Origin of the sequence: Bifidobacterium asteroides (genome assembly GCF_003202695.1) — a bacterium.
In the GTDB taxonomy this organism is placed as follows: domain Bacteria; phylum Actinomycetota; class Actinomycetes; order Actinomycetales; family Bifidobacteriaceae; genus Bombiscardovia; species Bombiscardovia asteroides_G.
In genome coordinates, this window is record NZ_QGLL01000006.1 from 594502 (window position 1) to 620130 (window position 25629).

At 57.7% G+C, this 25629-nt stretch carries 19 protein-coding genes and 1 pseudogene; 11 read left to right on the forward strand and 9 right to left on the reverse strand.

Features of this window, described 5'->3' with window-relative positions:
• Positions 1-54 precede the first annotated feature (54 nt).
• The 3 genes from DKK75_RS04530 to DKK75_RS04540 all read left to right on the forward strand — a co-directional run bounded on the left by DKK75_RS04530 (position 55) and on the right by DKK75_RS04540 (position 5081).
• Positions 55-1038 (forward strand): ribokinase, encoded by a 984-nt coding sequence (locus tag DKK75_RS04530; protein ID WP_375314992.1) that lies wholly within the window; start codon positions 55-57, stop codon positions 1036-1038.
• A 326-nt stretch (positions 1039-1364) separates the two neighbouring features.
• On the forward strand, positions 1365-4055 hold the full coding sequence (locus tag DKK75_RS04535; protein WP_258333150.1) for a DUF7134 domain-containing protein: 2691 nt from the start codon (positions 1365-1367) through the stop codon (positions 4053-4055).
• Between the two features lie 336 nt (positions 4056-4391).
• Positions 4392-5081 (forward strand): response regulator, encoded by a 690-nt coding sequence (locus tag DKK75_RS04540; protein ID WP_110452240.1) that lies wholly within the window; start codon positions 4392-4394, stop codon positions 5079-5081.
• Between the two features lie 19 nt (positions 5082-5100).
• On the opposite strand, the gene DKK75_RS04545 is transcribed toward DKK75_RS04540, so the two are convergent.
• The 6 genes and pseudogenes from DKK75_RS04545 to DKK75_RS04570 form a co-directional block, all read right to left on the reverse strand.
• On the reverse strand, positions 5101-7749 hold the full coding sequence (locus DKK75_RS04545; RefSeq protein ID WP_110452241.1) for an ABC transporter permease: 2649 nt from the start codon (positions 7747-7749) through the stop codon (positions 5101-5103).
• Between the two features lie 31 nt (positions 7750-7780).
• The gene (locus tag DKK75_RS04550; RefSeq protein WP_110452242.1) at positions 7781-8665 is read right to left on the reverse strand and encodes an ABC transporter ATP-binding protein; all 885 of its coding nucleotides are present in this window, start codon (positions 8663-8665) and stop codon (positions 7781-7783) included.
• A 369-nt stretch (positions 8666-9034) separates the two neighbouring features.
• Positions 9035-9283, reverse strand: a complete 249-nt coding sequence (locus DKK75_RS04555) for a hypothetical protein (protein WP_110452243.1) — start codon at positions 9281-9283, stop codon at positions 9035-9037.
• The gene (locus DKK75_RS04560) at positions 9280-9453 is read right to left on the reverse strand and encodes a hypothetical protein (RefSeq protein WP_181414451.1); all 174 of its coding nucleotides are present in this window, start codon (positions 9451-9453) and stop codon (positions 9280-9282) included. Before DKK75_RS04560 ends, DKK75_RS04555 begins: the two co-directional genes overlap by 4 nt.
• Before the next feature lie 53 nt (positions 9454-9506).
• Positions 9507-10395, reverse strand: a pseudogene (locus tag DKK75_RS04565) (ABC transporter ATP-binding protein).
• A 194-nt stretch (positions 10396-10589) separates the two neighbouring features.
• Positions 10590-11909, reverse strand: a complete 1320-nt coding sequence (locus DKK75_RS04570; protein WP_110452245.1) for an O-acetylhomoserine aminocarboxypropyltransferase/cysteine synthase family protein — start codon at positions 11907-11909, stop codon at positions 10590-10592.
• A gap of 287 nt (positions 11910-12196) precedes the next feature.
• Here DKK75_RS04570 and DKK75_RS04575 point away from each other — a divergent pair, with 287 nt between their 5' ends.
• The 4 genes from DKK75_RS04575 to DKK75_RS04590 all read left to right on the forward strand — a co-directional run bounded on the left by DKK75_RS04575 (position 12197) and on the right by DKK75_RS04590 (position 17587).
• Positions 12197-13093: a pyridoxamine kinase gene (locus DKK75_RS04575; protein WP_110452246.1), complete on the forward strand. Its 897-nt coding sequence runs from the start codon at positions 12197-12199 to the stop codon at positions 13091-13093.
• A gap of 726 nt (positions 13094-13819) precedes the next feature.
• Positions 13820-14338 carry a YraN family protein gene (locus DKK75_RS04580; RefSeq protein ID WP_110452247.1) on the forward strand — a complete coding sequence of 173 codons (519 nt, stop codon included), beginning with the start codon at positions 13820-13822 and terminating at the stop codon, positions 14336-14338.
• On the forward strand, positions 14338-15924 hold the full coding sequence (locus DKK75_RS04585) for a YifB family Mg chelatase-like AAA ATPase (RefSeq protein WP_110452248.1): 1587 nt from the start codon (positions 14338-14340) through the stop codon (positions 15922-15924). The genes DKK75_RS04580 and DKK75_RS04585 overlap by 1 nt, the downstream gene beginning before the upstream one ends.
• 13 nt (positions 15925-15937) lie before the next feature.
• On the forward strand, positions 15938-17587 hold the full coding sequence (locus DKK75_RS04590; RefSeq protein WP_258333151.1) for a DNA-processing protein DprA: 1650 nt from the start codon (positions 15938-15940) through the stop codon (positions 17585-17587).
• Here the strand turns inward: DKK75_RS04590 and DKK75_RS04595 are convergent.
• Complete coding sequence (locus tag DKK75_RS04595) at positions 17503-17847, reverse strand: MGMT family protein (protein ID WP_181414452.1); 345 nt, start codon at positions 17845-17847, stop codon at positions 17503-17505. The two genes, DKK75_RS04590 and DKK75_RS04595, sit on opposite strands and share 85 nt — an antisense overlap.
• 78 nt (positions 17848-17925) lie before the next feature.
• Here DKK75_RS04595 and DKK75_RS04600 point away from each other — a divergent pair, with 78 nt between their 5' ends.
• From DKK75_RS04600 to DKK75_RS04610, 3 genes are all read left to right on the forward strand, one after another.
• Entirely contained in the window at positions 17926-19827 is a 1902-nt protein-coding gene (locus tag DKK75_RS04600) for an FAD-dependent oxidoreductase (RefSeq protein ID WP_110452249.1), read from the forward strand.
• 142 nt (positions 19828-19969) lie between these two features.
• Entirely contained in the window at positions 19970-21109 is a 1140-nt protein-coding gene (locus DKK75_RS04605; protein WP_445337708.1) for a succinate dehydrogenase/fumarate reductase iron-sulfur subunit, read from the forward strand.
• A 73-nt stretch (positions 21110-21182) separates the two neighbouring features.
• Positions 21183-21860 carry an O-methyltransferase gene (locus DKK75_RS04610; protein WP_181414453.1) on the forward strand — a complete coding sequence of 226 codons (678 nt, stop codon included), beginning with the start codon at positions 21183-21185 and terminating at the stop codon, positions 21858-21860.
• Positions 21861-21878: 18 nt separating this feature from the next.
• Here DKK75_RS04610 and DKK75_RS04615 read toward each other — a convergent pair whose 3' ends face one another.
• Positions 21879-22646, reverse strand: coding sequence for an LOG family protein (locus DKK75_RS04615; protein ID WP_110452252.1), 768 nt, complete (start codon positions 22644-22646; stop codon positions 21879-21881).
• Between the two features lie 235 nt (positions 22647-22881).
• Complete coding sequence (locus tag DKK75_RS04620) at positions 22882-24234, reverse strand: 3'-5' exonuclease (protein WP_258333152.1); 1353 nt, start codon at positions 24232-24234, stop codon at positions 22882-22884.
• A gap of 908 nt (positions 24235-25142) precedes the next feature.
• Between DKK75_RS04620 and DKK75_RS04625 the strand changes: the two genes are divergently transcribed.
• Positions 25143-25613, forward strand: a complete 471-nt coding sequence (locus tag DKK75_RS04625; protein ID WP_110452253.1) for a hypothetical protein — start codon at positions 25143-25145, stop codon at positions 25611-25613.
• The last annotated feature ends 16 nt before the right edge of the window (positions 25614-25629 follow it).

Genomic DNA, 25629 nt, shown 5'->3' on the forward strand with positions numbered 1-25629 from the left:
ACCTTTCACAGCGCGATCATCAAGGCGAACAAGCTCATCAAGGAACGGAGAAACATGATTCAAGATATGGCGGCAGCACCCGAGCAGGTGCTCAAGGGACTGGACACCATCAAGGGATCCATCTCGGTGGTCGGTTCCATGAATGCGGACTACACGGTCAACACCGACCGGCTGCCCAAGCCAGGCGAGACCATCAACGGAGGTCCCCTGCAGGTGCTGCCCGGGGGCAAGTCGGCCAACCAGGCAGCGACTGCGGCCCGCATCGGTGCCCAGGTCAGGCTCTTCGGGGCAGTCGGATCCGATTCCAACGCCGACTTCCTGCTGGGGCAACTGGGAAACGCCGGGGTGGACGTCTCCCATGTGATGACCGTGCCCGGAGCCAGCGGAACCACAGTCATCACCGTAGACGCGCGCGGCGAGAATACCATCGTCTACTCCCCCGGCTCCAACGGCAAGGTGGATGTGGACTACGCCCACCGCTCCCGCCAGGCTCTGACCTCGGCCAAGGTGCTGGGCCTGTGCCTGGAGAGCCCCATCGAAACAGTCACTGAAGCCGCACGCATGAGCCACGAGGCCGGCATGACCGTGCTGCTCAACGACTCCCCCTTCCGCGCCGACCTGCCCGCCGACCTGATCGCCAACTCGGACCTGATTCTGGTCAACGAGCATGAGATGGCCCAGCTGCTGGGCATCGAGGAGCCCGAGGACGGCGACTGGCTCGGAACCGACTGGGACCGGATCAACCAGACCATGCAGGACTTTGGGTTCCGCCGGGCCATCGTCACTCTGGGCGGCGAGGGATCCATAGTGCTGGACCAGGGCCAGACCTACCGGATCCACGCCGTGCATGTTGATGCCGTGGACACCACCGGCTGTGGGGACGCCTTCATGGGCACCGTGCTGGCCGGTCTGGCCTCCGACATGACCCTGGTGCAGGCCGCCCAGCTGGCCTCCTACGTCTCCGCCTACGCCGCCACCGGGCAGGGCGCGCAGGCCTCCTACGGGACGGCCGAGCAGATCCGGCTGCGATTCTCCTGAGTCTGAGCGTTCGGGGTCGAGCCACCAGGATTCGGACAATCAGACAAGTAGAGCGCTTTTGACCCCATCCCCGCATTGTCAGGCCGACGAACCGTTGCAGAATAGACGACGGAACGTCGGCCTGACTGGCATCTACGAGCACTTGGGAGGGATGCCCGTCGACTGTCGGATGCCCCACTGCTAGCTCGATTGTCTCGGTCCGGAACCTCATTCGATCACATCATTCCTCGGACTGATGGCACCGCCCGCGACCCCCGAATATTGTTGATTCCATGAATGCAGTCAGCCGAACAGCGCAGCGACCGATCACCAGGTCCAACAATCGAATGTTGCTGACTGACGCCCTCTTTGCCATCGCTCTGTTTCTGCTGGTGAGCGGCTCCAGCGCCAATCTGAGAGATGGAGCCCTGATCCCATTGCAGGAAAACCTAATCCTGATGTGGACGGCCCTGCTCATAGCCCCTGTCGTTATCCGTCGCCGATTCCCCGATCTAGCAGCCGGACTCTTCGTCGCTGTGGCTCTGGCTCAGCTCCTGTTAGGGCCTGCCATCATGCTCTCCGATGCAGTCTGCCTGGTGATGGTCTATTCCTGTATGCTCTACGGACGTCCATCCTTGCGTCGACTCTACCTGACCGTGGCCTGGGTCATGACGCCCCTATCCTGCCTTATCTTCACATTGGTCGATTTGGGGTTTCTGCCTCCGGGCAAGACGCAGCCGGACCACACCTCAATGTTGCCGACCTCATTCAAAGATCTGGCAATCACCTTCCTATCGAATTTTCTGATCGAGGGGCTTCTGCTGCTCATAGCCATCGTTGCAGCCTACTGGACGCGGACCAGACAGGATGCTCTCGGCGAGGCCCGGCGACGCAACCACGCCTTGGCGCTGCAGGCAGAAAAAAGCGCATCCCTATCTGCCAGCGCTGAACGGGCCCGCATAGCGCGTGACATGCACGATGTCGTCGCCCACACTCTGTCCATTGTCATTGTGCAGGCAGATGCCGGCAGGTACGCAGCCACTGGCAATGCCGAGCTGGCACTCAAGACCATGCGCACCATCGATCAAGAGAGCCGTCGTGCCTTACGTGAGCTGAGCTCGCTCTTCGGCAAACTCAAGGCTCCAACCAATTTGGCGCCCGACACCAGCCAAAAGACAGCGGTTTCCCCTCCCAGTCAACACCCATTTTCCCCACAACCAACGGACCCAGCCCATATCCAGCTCCCTGACCAATCCCAAGCAAGTGCCCAAACCACGAACGCTCATGTTCGCAATTCAGTTGATGCAGAACGCGCTCAACCAATTCAAGTCAGCGGCTGCCCTCCCACAATTAAAGAGGCTCGAACCGCAAACACTGCCAAGGCCAACGTTGATACGCCAGACAATGCACATACTTGGCCCTCGGCTGCCACATCTTCAAGCAACCCGCCGACCAGCTACGGATCATGGACAGACCTGATAGAAACCGCCCGACTCGCTCAACCAGAATCCCGATTCAGCCGACGCATTGAAGGCCGACCCTGCCCAGAAAAGTTGGATCGCAGCCACGCCTTAACTGCCTACCGGGTCCTTCAAGAAGCCTTGACCAATATCCGCAAGCATGCCGTTCCGGCTTCAAACGTGCTGATCGAAGAACAGTGGCTCACGGACGGTCTGAGCCTTGCCATCGACGACCACCCGTTCGACCATGCCCCTACCAATTCAGACTCTCCGCCGCAGATGGAACAACCCGAGCATTCAGGTTTTGGCCTTTTAGGGATGCGCGAACGGCTGACTTCTCTGGGAGGCAACCTTCAAGCTGGTCCCAAACCAGAAGGCGGTTACCACCTCCAGGCGTGGATTCCTTTTGCCGCTCAGCCAAAATCCGAACCCGAGGCGGGGATACATGCGAATCGACAAGCTCAATGGTCCCTCCACTCGATTGTCTCCACGCTCTTCATTTGGTTTCAACGCCACCCATTGACAGCCGACCTGGGTTTGGTGATCGGACTCGTATTGGTAGAGAATCCAGGTCAAGCTCTTGCTATAGCACCTGTCACTCCCCAGTATGATCCGAGTCGGCCAGGAAGAATCATCGCCACGCTAAGTCTCGCTTTGCCTCTGATTGTGCGCAGGGTCCGTCCCGGTATTTGCGCCGTTATAGTAGCTGCAGTCGCCGCCCTGCTGCTGCTCTTCTCACCTTGGCTGCCAGAAGCTGCAGTCTCGTCACCAATCGCCGTCTATTCGGCAATGGTTTACGGTAAAAACACCACCAGACGCTGGGTTCCGTTCGCGGTCATCACGGATATGGTTTTATGGGCTGTTAGATGTGCAGTCAATAACCAAGGGTGCCCCACCATTTTGTCCTACTTGGCAGAAGGACCAGAAGAGCCATCTTTTTCTGCATCCCATTTAACGCTTTTCATAGTGATGGCCGCACCGGCCTTGATCTGTCTGCTGACCATTCTGATTGCCTCCCGCCGACGCACCCGTGGTTCGGTCCTGCTCCTCCAGCAGGAACGCGAGCGCGCGCTGAGCCAGACCCTGCAGGAAAGCCAGGCTCTAGCCGCCAATCAAGAGCGGGAACTTATCGGCGCCACCATGCAGGTAGAGGTGGCTGCCACACTGAATACAGTCATTGCATCCACCAGCAAAGCCATCGCCGAGTTGAACGATTACCAAGTCAAGGGAGTAGACCCTCCACCAGAGCAGGTAGCGCAAGCCTTCGGCGACATTGCGAGCCAAGGACGCCAGGCCCTGGCTCGAATGCGCCAACTGCTCACAATCCTGCGTCACAGTTCCAGCACCGATTTGCATTCAAACACTGACATCACCGATAACCCAAACAAGAGCCTCAATTCATACAGGAACCAGATGGACAAGCCCACCCACAAGACCACACCTTTGCCGGCCCTTCACCCAGCCAAACCTCTGCCAGTAGATCTTGATGATCAGCTTGACGACCGTCCACAAGATTCGCAACAGGATAAGGAACCAGAGTATGTCCAATCGGACCAGCCGGACCAATCGGACTCCTGACATAGGCGTTCTTGATAATGAACATCTCCTATGGACAGCACACAGGAAAATGATCATGTCAAGTAATCATCAGCACACTCGAAAAATTGAGCACCCCATGAACTACGCACCCGAAGATTCGTCACTCCGGGAATTGATTGGTGACGAGCATAACTTCACCAGTTGAAAGTCTTTCTGACGATAGTCGCTTAGCCAGCAATTACTCAGACAACAATCAATCAGACAGCGATTACCCTGGCTCCGAATTGAATCCAGTCGTAATTCCTCGCAACACTCAACTCAGATAAAATCGGATAGTGGCGCTGGCCATCATCTAACGGAAAGAAGCAGGCAGTCATGGAACGGACCGAACCCATCAACGTTGCAATCGTGGATGACCAGGATCTGGTCCGTGCCGGTTTTGCCATGGTCATCGGCTCCCAGGATGACATGACCGTGGTCGGCCAAGGCGCAGACGGCGAGCAAGCAGTAGATCTGGCCTCACGCCTGCGGCCTGATGTGATCCTCATGGACGTTCGCATGCCCGGCATGGATGGTTTGGCAGCCACCCGCCAGATCACTGCTTTGTCACCTGACCGCCCGGAGCCCAGGGTCATTGTGCTGACCACCTTTGATCTTGACGAATACGTCATGGCTGCTATAAAAGCCGGCGCATCAGGATTTCTGCTCAAGGATACCGAACCTGAAACCCTGTTATCCTCCATCCGTACAGTCCACCAGGGCAATGCGATCATCGCCCCTTCGGCTACAAAACGACTGATAGAACACATGGCCCACGACATGCCAGCGGCCGAATCCATGCCATCGGAATCAACCTATCGCGATCCCGAAGCGGACCTGCTCACTGATCGCGAGCTGCAGGTCCTGATTCACATAGCCCAAGGCCTGAGCAACCAGGAGATTGCTGACAATCTGGGGATCTCACTGCCCACAGTGAAAACCCATGTCACTCATATTCTTCAGAAAATCAATGCCCGCGACCGCGTCCAAGCAGTGGTCTTCGCTTACGAAAACCATCTGGTATGAACACGGCCATCAGTCAGCATCAATCGTCACTGAGCGCCTCAATGGGTGAAACCTTGACTGCCTCCCTGGCTGGCAGCACACTGGCTGCCACCGCAGCCAGCAAGGCCACTGGCAGTATCAGCGCAAAAGCCGACCATGGCACGGTGAAGGTCACAGATCCTAAAGGCACAAAGACCTGATAAGCTCCTATCCACCCGAATAGCATTCCTAGAATGATTCCAGCCAAACTGGCTCCTAGGGCAATCATGCAGGCTTCGACTCCCAAGGATCGGCGAACCTGGCCGCTGCTCATGCCGATTGCCCTGAGCGTGGCGGTCTCACGACGGCGTTCCAGCACCGACATCATCAAAGTGTTGGAGACCCCTATCAGGGCGATAATGACCGCAACGCCCAGCAAGGCCACCATGATCGCCAACAAGGAATCGATTCTTTCGCCCCATAGCCTCTTTTGCGTCAGCCCACCGCTGATAGCTATGTCGTCATGCTCTCCGACAGCCTGACGTATGTCATCCAAGAGCAGTGCGGCATCGCGATCTCCCTGCGTCCTGATCCAGATTTCATGCGTCTCGGTGTTTATCCCAGCGACATTCCGGGAGTCCGTAATTGCGTAGACGCCACTGGTATCCAGCCGGCCGAATCCGGCAAAGACCCCAGTCAATGTTCTTTCTGCAACTGCCTCTTTTCCACGTTCATCGTCCGCCTGAGGATCAGCTATCGACAACTTCAACTGACTTCCATCCCGGTAACCGGAATGCTTGGAAATCGTTCTGGTCGATACCAGCAGCGCATCCGACCTTTGCATACCTGGACCCAGATCGGCATCAAGCACATGCCTTATCCGTGAAGCATCCAAGGCATAGACAGTCATGGAATCTTGTGAGGGGCCTCCTGACTCGACCTTGGCATTGAATCGCTGCACCAGCTCTGCATCAGCAACACCTTGAATACGCTCAATGTCCCGCACATTTTTCTTGTTCAGCCCCTGACCAGATATTTCAATATCCAAGGAATAACGCTGATCAATATCCTTGGCCAAGGTCCGTTTAGTGGTTGCCGCACCCGTAGCCAGAGTGGAGACCAGGGTAACGCCGATCAGGAGAGCAACACCTGTGGCAGCGACTCGTGAGGGATTGCAAGCGATATTCGCCACTCCAACCTTGCAAGATGGTCCAATCCGGGACACAGGCCTACCCAGGCAACGCAGAAGAGCTGGAATCCACCGACGCGCACCGATCAGCGCACCCAGGAAAATCAGCAAAACACCAAATACCGCGAGACCTAGCAAGAGTTCCTGCTGATTACTGGTCTTGACTGTATCGCCGGTGTTTGTCCTGACTAGCTCCCTGACGCGCCCAGAGGACCAGATCACGAACGCTATGCCAATGACCTCCAGCAGGATGCTGATCAGCAGACCGGTCCGTTTCCTGCTTCCTCGCTCCTGATGATCCACTGGCTGCAGGGCTTCAAGCGGTCTGACCCTGATAGCCGTACGCGTAGACCCAAAGGCAGCCACCAAGGTTGCCAGAACGCCAAGCGCAAACGGAACCAGAAGAGCAGCAGGAGTAAGCAGAAGTGCAAGCTTCATGGTGCCCGAATGCAAACCGAGGCAACCGGCAAGGCCCATCAAACCCATGGCCAGCAGGATGCCTAACAAGGACGATATGACACCAAGAAGCAGGGCCTGCTGCAGCACGCCTACCCTGATTTGCCGTCGATCCGCGCCAATAACCCTCAACAGGGCCAGATATCTGCGCTGTCTGGCCACCATGATCTGGAAGGTGTTGGCAATCACCAAGGCAGCCACCACCATGGCCAGCACACCGAAAGTCATGAGGAAGACAGTCATGATGTTCACACCATTGCCGGTCTGCTCACTGAGCAGCCTGTCCTCCATGGCGCGACGATCCTCCAGCCGGTATCCGTCGGGAACGTATCGGCTGATCTCATGCAGAGTGTTCTGGAGGTCCTTGCCTTGACCATCAACCTCCAGATAGATGTTTTCCACAGGAAGGGACTCCGGTCCAACCATTCTCGCCTTAGTCAGCAGACGATCAATCCGAGATCTCGTCAGCACCACAGCTCCGCCGAAGTCGTCGTACTGTCCACCATGGCTCTTGCAGATGCCTGAGATGGTCAAGTCCACAGTGCCTTGGTGGACAAGGCTTTCTTTATTTGAAGAATCCGGAGCACTGTCACTTCCTGGCAGCATCAACGGGGATAGATGGAGGCGCACCTTATCCCCGAGGCGCGCCCGGAGCCTATCGGCGATGGAACGTGGGAGTACAACCTGATCGTCTGAATCCGGCCATTGTCCCCGATCCAAATCGATAGGCATGAGCTCCTGCCTGGCACCCATAATCGCCAGAATCCCCTTGCTGGACTGACCGTTTGCTTCCGTATCCACCATGAGGTTGACATCGGGGCGCAGACCACGAACCCCCTGCAGTTTCGACAACCCCCTGCTATCGAACTCGTCGAACAGAATTGGCTTGTCCTGATCCCTTCTGGCTGTCACAGCATAATTGGCTTGGCCGGCATCCATGCTGATCTCGTGACGCATGGAGGCATTCGCCACGTTGCCAAAAAGAAGTGTCAGGCACATAAAGAGGGTGCCGATCACGATGGCCAGACCAGCCGGCATCATCATTCGTGCATCGCGCTTCATCATCGTACGGGTTATCCGCCACACAATGCACCCCCTAGTCCTGTACCTGGGAATAGTCAGCAGCGCCAGCCGAAACTTGTTCAGCCAGAAGATCGTTCATGGCTTTCACCGTCGGATCCTGTCGGTCCGCAACGATCTGTCCGTCGGCAAAGACCAGCGCACGGTCGGCATAGGATGCGGCATAGGCATCATGGGTGACCATGATGACGGTCTGGTTCAACTCGCGTACGGAATCGCGCAGGAACTTCAGAACACCAGTGCTGGCGGCCAGGTCCAGGTTCCCCGTCGGTTCATCCGCGAAGACCAGACCGGGTTTGGTTATCAGTGCTCTGGCGATGGCGACCCGCTGCTGCTGTCCCCCGGATAATTCACCGGGAAGATGGTTCAGCCTCTCCGACAAACCCAGCGTCTCTACCAGCTGCTCCATCCACGGGGTGTCAGGCCGAATGCCGTCCAGTACCAGCGGCATGAGGATGTTCTGTTTGGCCGTAAACATAGGCAGCAGGTTGAAGCTCTGGAAGATGAATCCCAGATGTCGCCGCCTGATCAGGGTCAGCTGACGGTCGTCCAGTCGTGTCAGGTCGACTCGGCCAGCCTGATCGATCGATGAATGATGACGATGTCTGCTCTTCGGCTGCAGAAGATCAGCGGCCATATAGACATGGCCAGAGGTGACAGTATCCAGACCGGCTAGAACGTGCATGAGCGTTGACTTGCCCGAACCTGAAGGGCCCATGATAGCCGTGAACCGGCCTTGCTCGAAATTCACGTCGATTCCGCGAAGAGCATGGACAGCATTCGAACCTTGCCCATAATCCTTGGTCAGCTGCCTGGCGCTGACGGCCGGTGGTCCCGCGACGCGTTGGCCTGCTCTGTCTATTAGTCCTTGTGAAGACGAAGTATCCGCTTTGTGCTGCATGGTGCTCCTTATCCGCGAGGAAGCCTTTCTCCCGTCAGCTTCCGACCCTATGCGGCTATCGACTGCCGCGATATGGTCCCTAGGAGCGATGAAAGCAATCATCCTTACGGATGACTGTGCTGAAGAATTCGTCCTGTTAGGCGGGCATCATCCAAATCAACGCGGGGTGGCGGGGATGGACACCTGCGGAGATGAAGAACATCATGTTCGACACAAGAGACATGAGACTCAAGACATGGAACCATCAGGCCAAAGGTCAGGGGCTTCGATATGAACCTGCCCGCAACCTGGTCAGCGCTGGCCTGCCGTTTCGGCCCAAGGTCCTCGGAAATATACAGCATGTTAGGCGACAGGTTCAGATTCACCTGGTCACCCAGGGAGAGCCTGAGCCTGAGCCTGGACACCAGCCGGCCCGGGTAAGACCACTTGGTCATCTGCGCGAGGCCAGGATCCCTTGGACAGACCGACCGGCATCAGTGATGAATCCGTCACAGGAATGGCGATTACGCTCTCGCTCTTGATCTTGCCTGCGCGGACATCCGCCATGAGCTGGGCATCGGATCTGACTGTGTGAACGCCTGGGACTTTTGCCAGCTCCTCGGTTCTGAAGTCCTTCACCCTTTTCTGATCTGAATTGCTGTTTTCCGCGGGGATGATGGCGCAGTTGGCCTGGCAGCATCGGAAGAGACCATACGCCGCATGGAAATGTCCATGGTGTTGCCGAAGAGGAAGGTCATGGCAATAAACAGTGTTCCGACGACTACGGCGATGCCGGCGGGAACCATCATGCCCAAGTCATGCCGCATCATTTTCCTGGCAGCAAACCACATGAGCATTCCCCCTAGCGACCAGCAGCCGAGTTAGCTGTAGCTGCGGGGGCCATGACTTCCTCAGGGAGCAAGGCGTTCATGGAATCCACTGGGGCTGTCCTGGTCTGCCACGATTCGACCACCCGCAAATACCAAAGCCAGGTCGGCAAAGGAAGCTGCAAAAAACATCATGCGTAACCATGATGATGGTCTGTCCCAGCTCGCGGACCGAATCCCGCAGGAAGCTGAGCACCTCGGTCGAGGAGGCCGTATCCAGGTTTCCAACGGGCTCGTCCGCAAAGACAATGGAAGGTTTGGTGATGAAGGCCCTGGCGATGGCCACACGTTGCTGCTGACCACCCGAAAGCTCGCTGGGCCGGTGGGTCAACCTCTCCTCCAAGCCTAGGGTCTTGGCCAGAACGCTCAGCCAGGTTGTGTCTGGCTTGGCCCCATCCAGGATCAGGGGGATGAGTATATTCTGCCTAGCCGTAAACATGGGTAGCAGGTTAAAGCTCTGGAAAATAAAGCCTAGGCTCTGGCGCCTCAAGAGAGTCAGCTGATTGTCATTGAGCGTGGTCAGGTCGACCACCCCCTCTGCCCTCCACGACGGTTGGCCCGCCTGCCTTTCACCCTTTCGGCATCGGCCCCGTTCAGGTAGACATGTCCGGAGGTAGCGGTGTCCAAGCCGGCCAGGGTTTGCATGAGAGTGGACTTGCCCGAGCCGGAGGGGCCCATGATGACCGTGAACCTGCCCCGCTCGAATTCAACATCCACGCCGCGCAGGATATGGACCAGGTTTTCCCCACTCCCGTAGTCCTTGATCAGCCCCTGGGTCTTGATGGCCACCTGGGCGATCTGCTTCGATTCGCCCGCACCAGACGAGGGATCGGAAGGCGCCCTTGTCTTTGCTCCATGCTTCATGCCCTTGTCTTATTCACCCGAACATCACACTCAGCCAGTCAGGCGCTGCCTGCAACCGGAAAATGAGGGGAGGAGGCATATACCAAAGATGCCCATCGAAACGTAATGAGGTTTCGACAGGCACCTTCTGTTTTCTCACCTTCTCGGTCGTATATCACGCATATACGTGACCAGGAAGGAAGTATGATTGCCGGTTACTTGGCCAGACCGGACTCCTTCAATGCCTGGAAGGCACCCTTGAGATCATCCAGAATGTCCTCGATGTTCTCCGTGCCGATGGAGAGCCGGATGGTGCCGGGATGGATGGCCTGATCCTCCAGCTCCTCCGGCGTCTCCTGGGAGTGGGTGGTCGATGCCGGATGGATGGCCAGGGACTTCACATCAGCCACGTTGGCCAGCAGGGAGAAAAGATGCAAGTTGTTGATGAAGACCCTGGCCGCATCCTTGCCGCCCTTCAGATCGAAGGTGAAGATGGAGCCAGCCCCGTTCGGGAAGTACCGCTTATAGAGCTCGTGATCGGGGCGTCCCTCGATGGCCGGGTGGCTGACCGACTCCACCTCCGGCACGGTCTGAAGATAATCCACCACCTTCAGGGCGTTCTCAACGTGGCGCTCAACCCTCAGCGAGAGCGTCTCGGTCCCCTGCAGGAGGAGGAAGGCTGCAAAGGGCGAGATGACGGCGCCGGTGTCACGCAGGAGGATGGCGCGAATGCGGGTGACGAAGGCCGCAGCCCCCAGATCCTGGTAGAAGCGCAGACCGTGGTAGCTGGGGTCGGGTTCGGTCAAGGTGGGGAACTTGCCGGGTACTGCCGCCCAGTCGAACTGGCCGCCTTCCACGACGACCCCGCCCAGGGTGGTGCCATGGCCGCCGATGAACTTGGTGGCCGATTCCACGACGATGTCAGCTCCGTGCTCCAGCGGCCGGAACAGGTAAGGAGTGGCGAAGGTGTTGTCGACGATCACCGGCAGGTTGTGGTCATGGGCGATCTTGGAGATGGCCTCGAAGTCGGGCAGATCGGCGTTGGGGTTGCCGAAGGTCTCGAAGAAGACCAGCTTGGTGTTGTCCTGGATGGCCGACCCGAAGTTGGACGGGTCCGAAGGATCCACGAAGGTGGTCTCGACACCGTCGCGAGGCAAGGTGTGCTTGAGGAGGTTGAAAGTGCCACCGTAGATGTTCTTGGAGGACACGATATGGTCCCCGGTCTGGGTGATGTTCCGGAAGGCATACTCCACAGCGGCGGCCCCCGAAGCCACAGCCAAGCCTGCAGTGCCGTCTTCCAGGGCGGCGATCCTGTCTTCGAACACCCCTTGGGTTGAGTTGGTCAGACGGCCGTAAATGTTGCCCGGGTCCTTCAGCGCGAACCGGGCCTCGGCGTGGTCGAAGTTGTGAAATACGTAGCTGGTGGTGGCGTAAATCGGCACGGCCCGAGAATCAGTGGCGGGGTCGGCCTGCTCCTGGCCCACATGGAGCTGAAGCGTCTCGAAATGGTACTTGTGCGGGTTCTGGTCGGTCATGTCGATTCCTATCTGTTCCTGACGGATAAAGCGCCTGCGGGTGATTCATCCTCGTCCAAGTTCTTGACTGCGACCATAAGCGGCCCAAGCCCACCAGTTCAAGCCGGAAAGGACTTTTCGGTATCGTCCTTTTTTATAACAGCTTCCAAAAGGTTGAAAGCGGGCCTTTTTCATCTCGATATTCCACACGCGGCGGTGCCCGTTTAACCCCTCCGCTGTAGAGTCGAGTAAGCAACGGAGAAGGCTCCGCTGCGAACAGCCTCAGCAGGCATGAAGGAGTTCAAGAGATGGCCGGACAGACGGACGATCAGAACAGGCTCTACCAGCGCGACAGCAAGTACATCCCCCGAGTCGCCGCTGTGCATGACATGTGCGGGTATGGCAAATGCTCGCTGACGGCCGCCATTCCCATCCTTTCGGCAGCAGGATGCGACGTTTGCCCGGTGCCCACCGCCCTGTTCAGCGCGCACACCATGTTCAAGGACTACACCTTCCATGACACCACCGAGATGCTGCCGGGATACCTGGATGCCTGGCAGAAGGAGGGCGTCGAACTGGACGGAATCTACAGCGGGTTCCTGGGCAGCGCCGAGCAGGTCGACATTATTCAGCGCATGTATCGGGAATACCCCAAGGCCCTGCGGCTGGTCGACCCGGTCATGGGCGACGGCGGATCCATGTATCCCACCTACACCGAGGAAATGTGCCGGGCCGTGACCAATCTGGTCGATGGGGCCGACCTGCTCATGCCCAACTTGACCGAGGTCAGCCTGCTGACCGGCATCGACTATGAAGGCCAGGACCTCGACGATGCCCAGGTTGGCGAGCGTCTGGGCCGCCTGCTGGACATGGGCGCGAAAAACGTCATCATCAAGGGCATCGACCGGAAGGATGGCAAGCTGCGCAACTTCGTGGCCTCAGCAGATCATGGTGGAGTCAGCGAGCGCACCGAACTGGTCCATGACAAGCTGCCCTTCATGATCCACGGAACCGGCGATGCCTTTGCCTCCAGCCTCTGCGGGGCGCTCTTTGCAGGACGAGGCTTGGCCGATGCCGCTCGGATCGCCGGCGAATTCGTCCGCTCGGCCATGCAGCATACACGCAATCAACCCGACTATCAGCAGCGCGGGGTCAGCTTCGAGCTGGATCTGGGGCAGATGACCGCTCTGATGCAGGAGCAGTGATTACAAGGTCGCTGAAAGTGACTTAAGAGTCTGGGCACTTGTCAAGCATGAGAGACCAAGGTGGATGAACAGAAACCCAGGCGCCTCAATCACCGCATTCCTGCCAGCCAAATACCAAATACGCAGTCGACTAGGTGACATATCAGTCAAAGAGCAAGCCAGTCACAGCAGACCGGAATACATTGCCAGCGAATTCGCCGGCGGTGCCTTCCGGTCTCTTTATTTATGTTCTTTTAGCTGACTGCTTACCTGCCCCTATGCTTATTCGCTTTTCTTTGTGCTACCTTTTCTGCCTTCTAGATTTCTGTTTCTTTGATTTCTGTTTTCGTCTTTGTGTCGGTTCTTTTGCACCTCCTCGCCTCTGCCGCCCTTGTCTGACATAGAGATACGCGCAATGCACGCAACGTCGGCATCGTAAATCCACTCGTTCATCCACTATCGTGTGCGCGCAAACTCATTCGACCACATGCCTGGTTCGACTGGTCACGGACTTCCTTTCAGTGGTCTTCTAGAAATATGGACACACAAGCACTGATCAGACCAACCAATCACCACACTGTCATCAACGACAGGGGCGACAGAAGAGATACTGACGCTATGGCCATAGACCCATCGGTTGCGCAGCCTATAAGCCCTCTGCCCGATTCCATAGGATCTGCCGACAACCCAGAAATCATCCAACCTTGCAGGACCACATCAGGTACAAGCAAGCATAAATCTATCGACATGGAGCTAGCAGATGTTGAACGACAGATCAGGGTCAATGGCATAAACAGCCAAAAGCTCGGACGATTGGGCGAAGACTACGCCTGCCAGTGGCTGCGACAACGAAATTGGAGAATCTTAGCCCGAAATTGGAGAAACAGGTTCGGCGAGCTGGACATCATCGCTCTGGATCCCGAGGCGGTTCTGGTCTTTGTAGAGGTCAAGACCAGGCGCACCGGACGCTTCGGATCCCCAGAGCAAGCTGTCAGCCCGCGCAAACAGTCCCACCTGCGTCGCGCAGCAGTCCAATGGCTGATCAGCCACGACCGAGATCCCCACGCACAGCATCGTGGCACCCGCTTCGATGTCATCAGTCTGTCAGTCAAGTCTGATCCTGCCAGAAGCATGTATTCCGAAGGATCCTATCCCTCGGCTTCCTGTCAGACATTCAACAAGGCTGTCCGAGGATCCAACCGCTCAGGCAGGGGCGGGTGGAATCCGGGATCAGTCTTCCTTAAACATACCAGAGAGGCCTTCTGATGCGTCTTGGATCAGCTAATTCTGTGGGATTGATAGGCCTCAAGGCCTTCCTCATCCACGTGCAGTCCTTCATCTCCCCAGGTCTGCCGTACTTCTCCATTATCGGCCTGCCGGATACCTCCCTGTCGGAGTCGCGGGAACGGGTCAAATCCGCGTGCTCAGCCTGCGGATTCCGTTGGCCGCAGACCAGGGTCACCGTCAACATGTCCCCTGCTTCAAAGCCCAAGCATGGCTCATCGCACGATTTGGCCATTGCGACCAGCGTCCTCGAGGCAGGCGGTGCGCTTCCGACAGATGGTCTGGATCATACGGTCATCCTGGGCGAACTCAACCTGGATGGCACGATTCTGCCCATCAACGGTCTGCTGCCCATTCTGACGCAGGCCAGGTCCCAGGGGATCACACGGGCTTTCGTCCCTGCAGACAACCTTGACGAAGCTCATCTGGTACCCGATATTGAGGTCGTGGGACTACGCCACCTGGGCCAGCTCATCCAGGCCTTGGGTGGGCGAAGCAGGATCGCCATCTCCGAAGCAGACACTCGTCAAGACTCTGATAAGTCAACCGCCATAGCGAGTGTGCATTCCAGTAACTCAGGTCATGAAGACAACTCCCCCGCCAATGCCGACCCATCTCCGCCCAAGCCGGACATGGCTGACGTAATCGGCCAAGAGGAGACCAAGTGGGCCATGATGGTGGCTGCAGCCGGCGGTCACCACATGCTCATGGTCGGCCCTCCAGGAGCCGGCAAAAGCATGCTGGCTGAACGGCTTCCCAGCATCATGCCCGCCTTGGACGCTGTTCAACAGCTGGAAGTGGCCTCCATTCGATCCCTGTGCGGCACGCTGAGCCAATATGGGATCTCCGATGTGCCGCCTTTCGAGGCTCCTCATCATACGATCTCCATGGCGGCCATGGTTGGAGGCGGCGCCGGACTGGCCACCCCCGGTGCCATCACTCGTGCCCACCGCGGCGTCCTCTTCATGGATGAGGCTCCGGAATTCTCCCCAAGGGTGATCCAATCCCTGCGTGAGCCCTTGGAGATCGGGCGAATCTTCTTGTCCCGGGCCAAGGGCAGCACCACCTTCCCGGCTCGTTTCCAGCTGGTCATGGCCGCCAACCCCTGCCCTTGCGGGTACGGATACGGCACCGGCGAGCGCTGCACCTGCACGCCCCGCGAGCGCCTCCGCTACTGGAACAGGCTGTCCGGACCAATCATGGACCGCATCGACATCCAGACCACGGTCCCCCCGGTGACCGGCCCCGGATTCGACGACCACCGTCCACGCCAGCACAGCGCTCAGATCCGCCAGCGTGTGACCCGCGCCCGCCAGACGGCAAAAGAGCGTTTTCACAAGCAAGGTTGGACCTGCAACGCTCAGATCAGCGGCGAATGGCTGCGTCAGAACACGTCAGCCAAGGCACGTTCGGTCGTCGATCAGGCCCTGCGCAGGCAGCGGATCAGCCTGCGAGGTGCCGACCGCACCATGCGCCTGGCGTGGACTCTGGCAGACCTGGACGGACGGACCAGCCCCGGTGCCGACGATGTGACCACCGGCATCCTGCTCAGAACAAGGGCCGTCTGAGATGGCCCAACCCATGATGAAGACTATGCCTGACGACCAGCCGCGGCCGATGACCATGGTCGAAAGCGACTGGCTTACCAGGACCGTGTTGACTCTAGCGGCAGATGGTCCCGATGCTTTTATGATTGCCTGTCTTCTGGGCTCGGACCAGGCGGCCGATCTTTGTCGAAATCTGATCGAACTAAGAGCGCCAAACCAGGCCGGGACTGACGGCCCTCATGATGCTGCTCGCACGAGACTGGATGAACGCTTTCTGAAGGGGACGGCTCGGTGGGGACGACAAACGAACCCCGAGGACCTCATCCGGTTCCACAAGATCAGCAACTCCTGGCGGAGACGCCTGACACCCTTGCTTGCCATGGACACCGACCAGGTGCGGACCATGATGACTGGCGGTGGCCGATTCTGGGTGATGACCCCAAGCGATCCCTGCTGGCCAGGCCAGGTGGATGACCTGGCACGCCGCTCCGACTGGGCCCCTCCCCTCTGCCTGTGGGGGCAAGGCAATCCCGAAACATTGATCTGCTGTGACCGACCCTTGGCCGTGGTCGGGTCAAGGACATGTGACGAGTATGGTCGGTCCACTGCTCACCAGATAGCCAGGAAGGCTGCTGGCGAAGGCCACCTGGTCGTCTCCGGCGGGGCCATGGGCACGGATGCCGCCGCCCACTGGGGAGCCCTGGCTGCCGGTGGCGGACGCACGGTCGCCGTTTTTGCCGGAGGCTTGCTGCACATGGGTCCCAAGCGCAACAGCCGTCTGTTCGAAAACATCGAGGCAGATGGCGGCACACTGATCAGCGAACTACCGCCCGGAACCATCCCCGAGGCGCGTCGGTTCCTGCTACGCAACCGGATCATCGCCGCCCTGGCCTCCGACATCGTAGTGGCACAGGCACGGCACAGATCAGGCGCGTTGAACACAGCCAACTGGGGTGTCGAGCTGGGTCGTCGCGTACTGGCCGCTCCTGGCAGAATCGATCAACCGGAAAACACCGGCTGCAACCGGCTCATCCATGAGGGCAAGGCGGAGCTACTCCTGTCTGCATCCGACATCCGAGACATTTGCCACCCTGCCCATGGACCGGTTCACCCCAGCAAGTTCGTCCGTCAAGAAGTCTCCGCTTCAGTCGATAACGCCGAATCACGCGGTAATCAAACGAACAGGCATAACGCGCGACGCACACCGACGATTGGTTCGGATCATCCGAACCAGACCATAAACGGCGGTCAACCGGGCCCAACCGTGCTCAAACAATCCCGGACTGATAGAGACGAACCTTCAACCCACTCTCAGCACAGAGAGGATTATTCAACCCAGCCATCAAATCCGGGAACTGACAGTGAATACAAAAAAGCAGATGACGAGTGCCTAACCAAGGAAGAGGCAACCGTGCTGGCGGCTATCAGCACCTGCCAGCGTCGAAATGGTCCGCCCATGACGGGACAGCTTCGCGCTGAGCTGGCCGATCAGGGACATGAGTTCTCCGTCAGGCATCTGATGCAACTGCTGGGATCCCTGGAGATTCGTGGTCTGATCAACATGCAGGACGGATGCGTCGTAGCTGAGCACCTGAAGAATCAGGCCTGCCAGCGGCAACGATCCAAATCCACCACCCAGCCGTCTGCACCAGCCGATTCATCGGTACTCGGAGGAACAAAATGAACGCCCTCATCCTCCAGCAGCCGACGCTGACGTTCAGGACCGCCAAAGGCGAATCCCGGTGCCAGAGAACCATCGCGGAAGACCACGCGATGACAGGGAATCACCCCGGGTTCAGGGTTGTCATGAAGCGCATAACCTACGAACCTGGCGTTGCGCGGGTGACCAGTCAAGGATGCGACCTGACCGTAGGTGGCCACCTTGCCGCGAGGGATCCGCCTGACGACCTGATACACATGCTGGGAGAAGGAAAGTTCGGTCATAAGACCCATTCTGCCCGCGCAAGCAGACATGGGCTGGAAGGGACGCCACTATCAACGGGTCGTGACAGTATCGTTGGTATGAATCCGCAGAAGGTCAAAAACCGCTATGATGCCGTCATCGTCGGAGCCGGAGCAGCCGGGCTGTCAACCGCTCTGGGACTGTACAGGGCTCTGGAGGGCAACAGAAGCAAGAGCGGCTTATCTCCAAAGGTCCTCGTCGTCTCCAAGTTACAGCCCCTGCGGTCCCACACCGGCTCAGCAGAGGGTGGCATCGCGGCCAGTCTGGGCAATCAGGAGAAAGATGACTGGCATTGGCACTACTACGACACCATCAAGGGCAGCGACTGGCTGGCTGACCAGGATGCCGTGCGGATTCTGGCCGAGCAGGCCCCGGGCATCATCATCGAACTGGAGCATGACGGAGTGGCCTTCTCAAGGACTGAAGACGGGCACATCGCCCAGAGGAAGTTTGGCGGCCATACCGCCGATTATGGTGGCCACCCAGTCAGGAGAGCAGCCTATGCAGCCGACCGTATCGGCCACCAGATCCTGCACGCCCTGTGGCAGCAGTGCCTGCGTCTGGGAGTCGAGTTCGCTGAGGAATGGTATGTGACCGATCTGGTCGTCGACCCCCCTGCTGATGAGGAAACCGGCGGCCAGGCCCGCGGACTGATCGTCCTGGACACCCACGCCGGCAAGCTGCAAGCCATCCAAGCCGACAATATCGTCCTGTGCACGGGCGGGGCCGGCCGACTCTTCCATACGACCTCCAACTCCTGGGATCTGACCGGTGACGGCATGGCGCTCGCCCTGCAGGCCGGCCTGCAGCTGGAGGATGTGGAGTTCATCCAATTCCATCCCACCGGCCTGGGCCACACCGGCATCCTGCTGTCGGAGGCCTCCCGCGCAGAAGGCGGCGTGCTCAGGAACAGTCAGGGCCGGGCCTTCATGCAGGACTATGCGCCGGGACACGGCGACCTGGCCGCCAGGGATGTGGTCAGCCGTTCCATCATGGCCGAAATTGATGCAGGTCGCGGGGTAGCCGATCCATCGGACCCGGACGGGCCTCATGATTGCGTCTGGCTGGACATGACCAGCATTGACGGCCAGCGCATGACTGCCCTGCTCCCCCAGGTCACCGAGACCATCCATCGCTACGCCCACCTGGATCCCACTGTGGACATGGTTCCGGTCAAACCCACCGCTCACTACACCATGGGAGGCATCCCCATTACCGATCGTGGCCGCGTCTACCGCTGGCAGAATGGCCACCGTCGAATCATCGACAGACTGTTCGCCGCCGGGGAATGCTCCTGTGTCAGCGTTCACGGAGCCAACCGACTGGGCGGCAACTCCCTGCTGGACGCCTGCCTCTTTGGCACCAGGACCGGGCAGACCATCGCCGCGGTCATATCCAAAGCCGACGAGCTAAACGACATGACCGACACGTCTCCGCTCACACAAGCTCTGCAAAAGCGTCAGGCCTTCCTGGACGAGTTGCTGACTGGCGCGAGTGAAGCCAAGCCCTCAGAACCAGCATTGGCTGACGACCAAGGCGAAGCCTCCGACCCCGGTGATGAAGCCAGCCTGAACAACCCTTATGCGCTGATGGGTCGATTGGGACGGCTGATGGAGGAGGCCGTTGCCGTCCGATGCGATCAGGGCAGCATTGAAAAGGGTTTGCTCGGTCTGGATCAACTGGAAGCTGATGCAAAACAGCTGCGTGCGCACAGTGAGACAGCAGTACTCAACCAGGAAGTCACCGCCATCATGGAGGTGGACAACCTGCTGACACTGGCCCGGGCTGTGTTGAATGCCAGCCTACAACGTCAGGAGTCCCGCGGCGCCCTATATCGCAGCGATTATCCGCGGCGCGATGACGAACACTATCTGGCTCACACCATGATCGATGCAAAGGAAGACGTCTCCTGGCAGCCTGTTCATATCGTCGACATGCCTCCCAAGGGCCGCAGCTACTGATGGACTCCGATTATGGACTCTGAACCCAAACTGGTCAGACAGGCACCTGTTCGACACCGATCCTGGTCAGTCAGGGATTAGGATGGAGTCCGCGCATATCAATGGGCATCGGGCCATATCCCGAGCAAGGACAGGAGCAACCGTGACATCACAGTCCACCGGCTCAGACGGATCCAAGGCACCCGCACCGGACCGCGATCCCCGTCCTGTGACCTTCCGAATAGCCCGGTTCACCCCACGACCTCAATCAGAGCGTCCGGCACGAACCAACCCATTCGCCAAGAGCAACCCCTTTGCCACGGCTGGCAACCGACGGGCCCGAGGCCGCCGCTGGACGCAGGAGTACACGATCCGCATTGCCCCACAGCGCACTGTTCTGGATGCCCTTTTGCAGATCAAGCGGGAGGTGGACCCCACACTGAACTTCCGGTACTCCTGCGGACATGGCATGTGCGGATCGGATGCCGTGCTCATCAACGGCCGCCCGGATCTGCTCTGCACTGCCACCATCGCCGACTGCCTTTCCGCATCCAAAACCATGCCGAACGTATACGCCACACCCGGTGTAGCTAATGGAAATTCGCAGGCTCAGCAGCCTCCAGCCTTCCGCCGCACCGGCACAGCGACCACCGCAACGGCCGTATCCACGTCAGCATCGCACTCAGATTCAGTCCCAGACTCAACGGCCACAAACTTCTCGGCTACAGATCCTACGGAAACCGGAACCGCTACAAAAGCTACAAGCCATACTGACACACCACATCCTACAGAAACATCAGGCTATGCAGAATCTTCAGTAGTAGAGATCCGCCCACTTCCCGGCTTCACTCCCCTCAGAGACCTGATAGTGGACACCGATGCCATGTTTGAGCAGATTAGACGCTTCAAGCCTTATCTGCTCAATGATGATTCCTCTGCTGATAGCAGCCAAGCAGCCCAGACAAAGGCAGCCAAGGCAGAACCAGCGTCGGAATACCGGCAAACCCCGGAAGAGCTGGCCCGGTATGAGCTGCTCAGCACCTGCATCGCCTGCGGACTCTGCCAGGGGGCCTGCCCCATTTATGCGGGCGGTGAGGCCTTCGCCGGCCCGGCAGCCATGATCGCAGCGGCTCGATTCATCAACGATTCCCGCGACAGCCATCGGCAGGAACGTCTTGAGGCCATTGACCAGGTGGACGGAATCCAGGCTTGCCAGTCCATACGGGCCTGCACCCGACCCTGCCCCCGAGGGATCGACGTGGGCGAAGAGATGTGGAAGCTGGTCGAAGCCGTCAAGGAGTAGCCAAGCTCATGCCCACACAGGTCAACAAGAGCCGGCGACAGGCTTGTGCCCTCTAGTCGTTACCATGGTTAGCATGGACAAAACCTCGTACAACAACATCGCCAGAGGATGGGAATTCGCCGAGGCAAGCGCTCTGAACGTCGAATCCGACAGGTTGCAGACCTTGCGAGACAAGGCTACAGAGGCCGGATTCGCCCAATGTTCCCGGTCTCAAGGCGCCTTCCTGCAGTTCCTGGCCGGCCGGAACGCTCCGGCTTCCATCATTCTGGTAGGCAACGGCTCCGTGGTCGAAGCCCTGCGCCTAATGACGGGCCTGCATGGTCATGGCCAGTTCACCGCCGTTGACTCCACAGCCCAAGGCACCTCGCTGGTCAAGAAAATTTTCGCTGGCATGGAGAAAGTCCATCCAGGCATGAGGCTGCGGGCGGTCAACGCGGCTGCCCGAACCTACTTCCCCAAGCTCAACCCCAGCGACTACGACCTTATCGTCGTCTCAGGCAATGGGGACAACTACCAGCAGGTTATGGACCAGGCCCCGCGCCTGCTCAAGGACCGGGGACAGCTGATCTTCACGGATGCCTTTGACCTGCTGGAGAATCCAGACAAGGGCGGCGTGCTCAACCCGGCCAATAGATCCGCCAAAACGACCACCTTACGCACCATCATGGAGGTCATAGGCAAAGACCACGCCTGGGAATCCTGCCTGCTGCCCATCGGCACGGGCATGATCATGGCCACCCGCGCCCACTGACTGCCGCGCACCTATTATTCAGGCACGGTGACGCAAGATGGCTTCGACAGCCTCATCCGGATCATCAGTGCGGATGACCAGATCGGGGTCCAGCTCAGAAATCATGCCCCGCTGCTTCACCGTGTCCGAAATCCAGTCAAAGAGCCCCTGCCAGTAAGCCCTGTCGAAGAGGACGATGGGCATGCTGGGTGCCTTATGTGTTTGGACCAGGGTCAGCACCTCAAACATCTCATCCAGGGTACCGAACCCACCGGGGCAGACGATGATGCCCGAGGAATATTTCATGAACATCATCTTGCGTACGAAGAAGTAGCGGAAGGTGATGCCCAGATTCACCCAGCGGTTGAGTCCCTGCTCCATGGGCAATTCGATGCCCAGACCGACGGACTTGCCACCGACCTCAGCGGCGCCCTTGTTGGCCGCCTCCATGATGCCAGGCCCTCCCCCGGTAATGACTGCCATACCGGCCTTGGCCAAGTCGCCGCCCATCTTGCGCGCAGCGGCATAGTTAGGATCCTCCCTGCCGGTCCGAGCGGAACCAAAGATGGCGGCTGCCGGCCCCAGCTCCGCCAATGCACCGAACCCGTCGACGAACTCGGCCTGGATGCGCAGCACCCGCCAAGGATCCATATGCAGCCAGTCCGTGTCACCGCCCGATGAGAGCAAACCAGCATTGGCGTCCGCCTCAGGAATCATGGGCCCGCGCATAATGACCGGACCGCTGTGGTAGGTCCTGCCCAGGTCCGGACCCTCGTCGTCATTGTGATTGTCAACCATATCCGCCATGTACGCATTCCTTCATCGGGCCCCAATCCGAAGGACCCGCTCGATCCTGTTCCGGCTCTCATGATAGCGGCCCCCGCCGCCCGGCTGACAGCAAGGTAGCCATCGGCACTCGACTATTCAGAATGCTGTCTGCCTAGGCAGAGCTCACCCGGAATACGAACCATTGAGCCAAGTTTCTTGCTTCCGTGCTTTACGGTTCTGTTGGATAACTATCAAGGCAGATCTGAATATTCGGCTACATCTCAAACTTCATCTGCGCTGAACCAGTCATATTAACTTCCTTCAGTGAAGCTGTTTGCGCGAATTGGCTCAATTCCATCTCGGCATGGGCATAGGGAAATGAGACCCGCAACTGGCAGGTTCCCTTTTTACTTCTCGCGCCGAAATGCGCGTACGATACGCCGCCTTCAGGCGGAACCTGGCGGTAATGGCGTGATGTCTGCAATACGGTGAGGCATCCCGCATATTCTCCGTCAAGCCAGACTTGGATTGTCGGCCAGCCTTTGTACTTACCTGTTTTGATGAATCCATGCAGCAATCTCACCCAGACCTCGTCACTGGTGGAGAATCGGTTAAACAGGTCCTGATGCTTTGCCGCACCCGACACACCAACGGTCTGCCACTTATCTATACCCTCTACGATGCACTGACCATCGGGACGCTGATTGCATGGGCGATGCACACCTCTCCCCTTGAAACGCCGGGACTGCCTAGGCTGCTTCAATGCCGTAGAAGCACTGGCTGAAGAAGTTGACGCATTGAGAACAGTAGTGAACCCACCGCCTAGCCCGCTCATATACCGGCGCATCCATTCAAAGCACTCCTGAGTCTGCGCGGCGTCAGACAATGCACGATGCTCCTCGTTCTCTGCGATGTCGAATCTGCGAATAAGATCCTGCAGCCGGTGGTGCTTCTCCTGGGGAAACAAAGCTCGGCTCATTTGTAAGGTATCCATGCACACTGGGCCGGGCATGGTATACTCCACTCGTGCACTCTCAGCTTCGAAAAACCTCATATCGAAGCGCAAATTATGACCTACAACAGGGTCGTCGCCGACCCAGGACCAGAACAAAGGCAACACATCGCCGATCTTCGGCTGACCGTCCAGCATGGCATCAGTAATGCCAGTCAATTCGACAATCCTGCTGTCCAAACTCCTGCCGGGATCAACCAAGGTATCGAAACTGTCGACAATGCTCCGGCCGCGAACCTTCACTGCCCCGATCTCGATGATCTGATCCATCTGTGCACGCAGACCCGTCGTCTCGGTATCAAGCACCACATAATCCACAGGCAAGCCGTCATCGTTGTCGGCAGGTTTCGCATTATCGTTCAAAGGAACCAGCTCGTCAGCGGGCCGTTTTGCATGTTTTCCTCTCGGACCATGCCTTTTCTTAGCGGTTGGGCTTATATGCTCATTTCCGAGGTCTTGAGTCTTCTGTTTATGCGCCATCGCATACAGCACTACCAACAGAATGATAACCGCAATACTGATTCCTGAGATCACCGGATGCATGATGATCACACCAAGCACTGCAAGAATGACAATACCCAGCAACGTGCCCTTGTCATTCTTCCTTTTCCTCACGCTTGATAAGCTACACCGCAGCCTGGAAACCCATCAACATTATTCGGATTCCCTCTATCAGTGCGTGTAAACATCAACGGACACCTTTGCAGGGAACGAAGAGCATGACTCATGCAAGGTCCAGTGTGAATGTATCGCTTTCTGCATAAGTTCGCTCACTTACAACATGCCATAATCAAGTAACTCGGCAAAACGATACTGAACATCGACCGGCAGTAACTGATGCGTCGCTTATATGTCTTTGCTAGGACTGCTGAAAACAAACTTACCTTTGAAACAAATTCTTGAACATTCCCATTGCTTCCCTGTCCGCTATAACTTCTGCAGCAGAAGATGTGGGGGGAAATATATAATGCGGGGTGACTCTGCATCAAACCTTAAACATACTGAATACAGTACTTTTCGTATATTCTGACCCAGTAAGCAGCAAGCGCCCTGAAAACGGTAGGGCTTTAAGGTAAATAGGCTTAACTTTAATGTCACAGCAGACATATCAATCCTGCCGCGCAAACACCTCTTTGATAAAAAAGACTCGATCTATCGTCTGATGACTTTCCCATTCAAGCATCTAATCAACAACATCGTCTGCTCTTCAAATAACTGACAGATTGACAGCACATTGACTCTAAAAAGTATAAGGACGAATCACGCTCAAACTTTCGAGCAAGGGGACCCTATTTTGCAATTTATCAATCCAATCAAATACCTGTCCACAGGAGCTATGTGCAAAAGCAACGCTAACGAATTGTTTCCAAACTTGGAGCTGTTTTCCACGGTATTCGATTAGCATCGTAAACCCGTCATCTCTGTGACCTACAGGAGGGGGGCTGATATGAATGCCGACTTCAATCTCACTTAGGCCTGCATGATATTCTATTGCCGTTCACTGAGGACGAGAGGAAGCGCAAATGCGTAAGGGCATAGCGGCTACAGTAGCCGCAATAGTCATGTTGATAGGCTTGTCATCCTGCGGAGGAAATTCTTCAACAAGCTCGGATGCAAGAAAGCAAACGAACAGTTCACAAGGGGAGCCCAGGAAAACGAACAAAGCTCCACAACCGGCCGATCTAACAGGGACATGGAAGCAGACAAACGGTTCCGATAAAGACCACTACCAGCAGGCAACGGTGACCGCTGATAGCATAGAAATCAATTGGGTGAGCCCCGACACCACCAGCCTATATTGGTCCGGCAGCTTCACCCCGCCCACCACCGCCGGCGGCTACTCTTGGACCAGCCAGGGAAACAAGGACAAAATGTCGCAGAGCTTGCTCGCCTCACAGGACGACACCAAAGATTTCACGTATGAAAACGGTGAAATCACCTACAAGGCCAGCGCGATGGGCACCACAACCACCGTTCACCTCAAGAAGCAGTAAAAAATATCTGTATAGC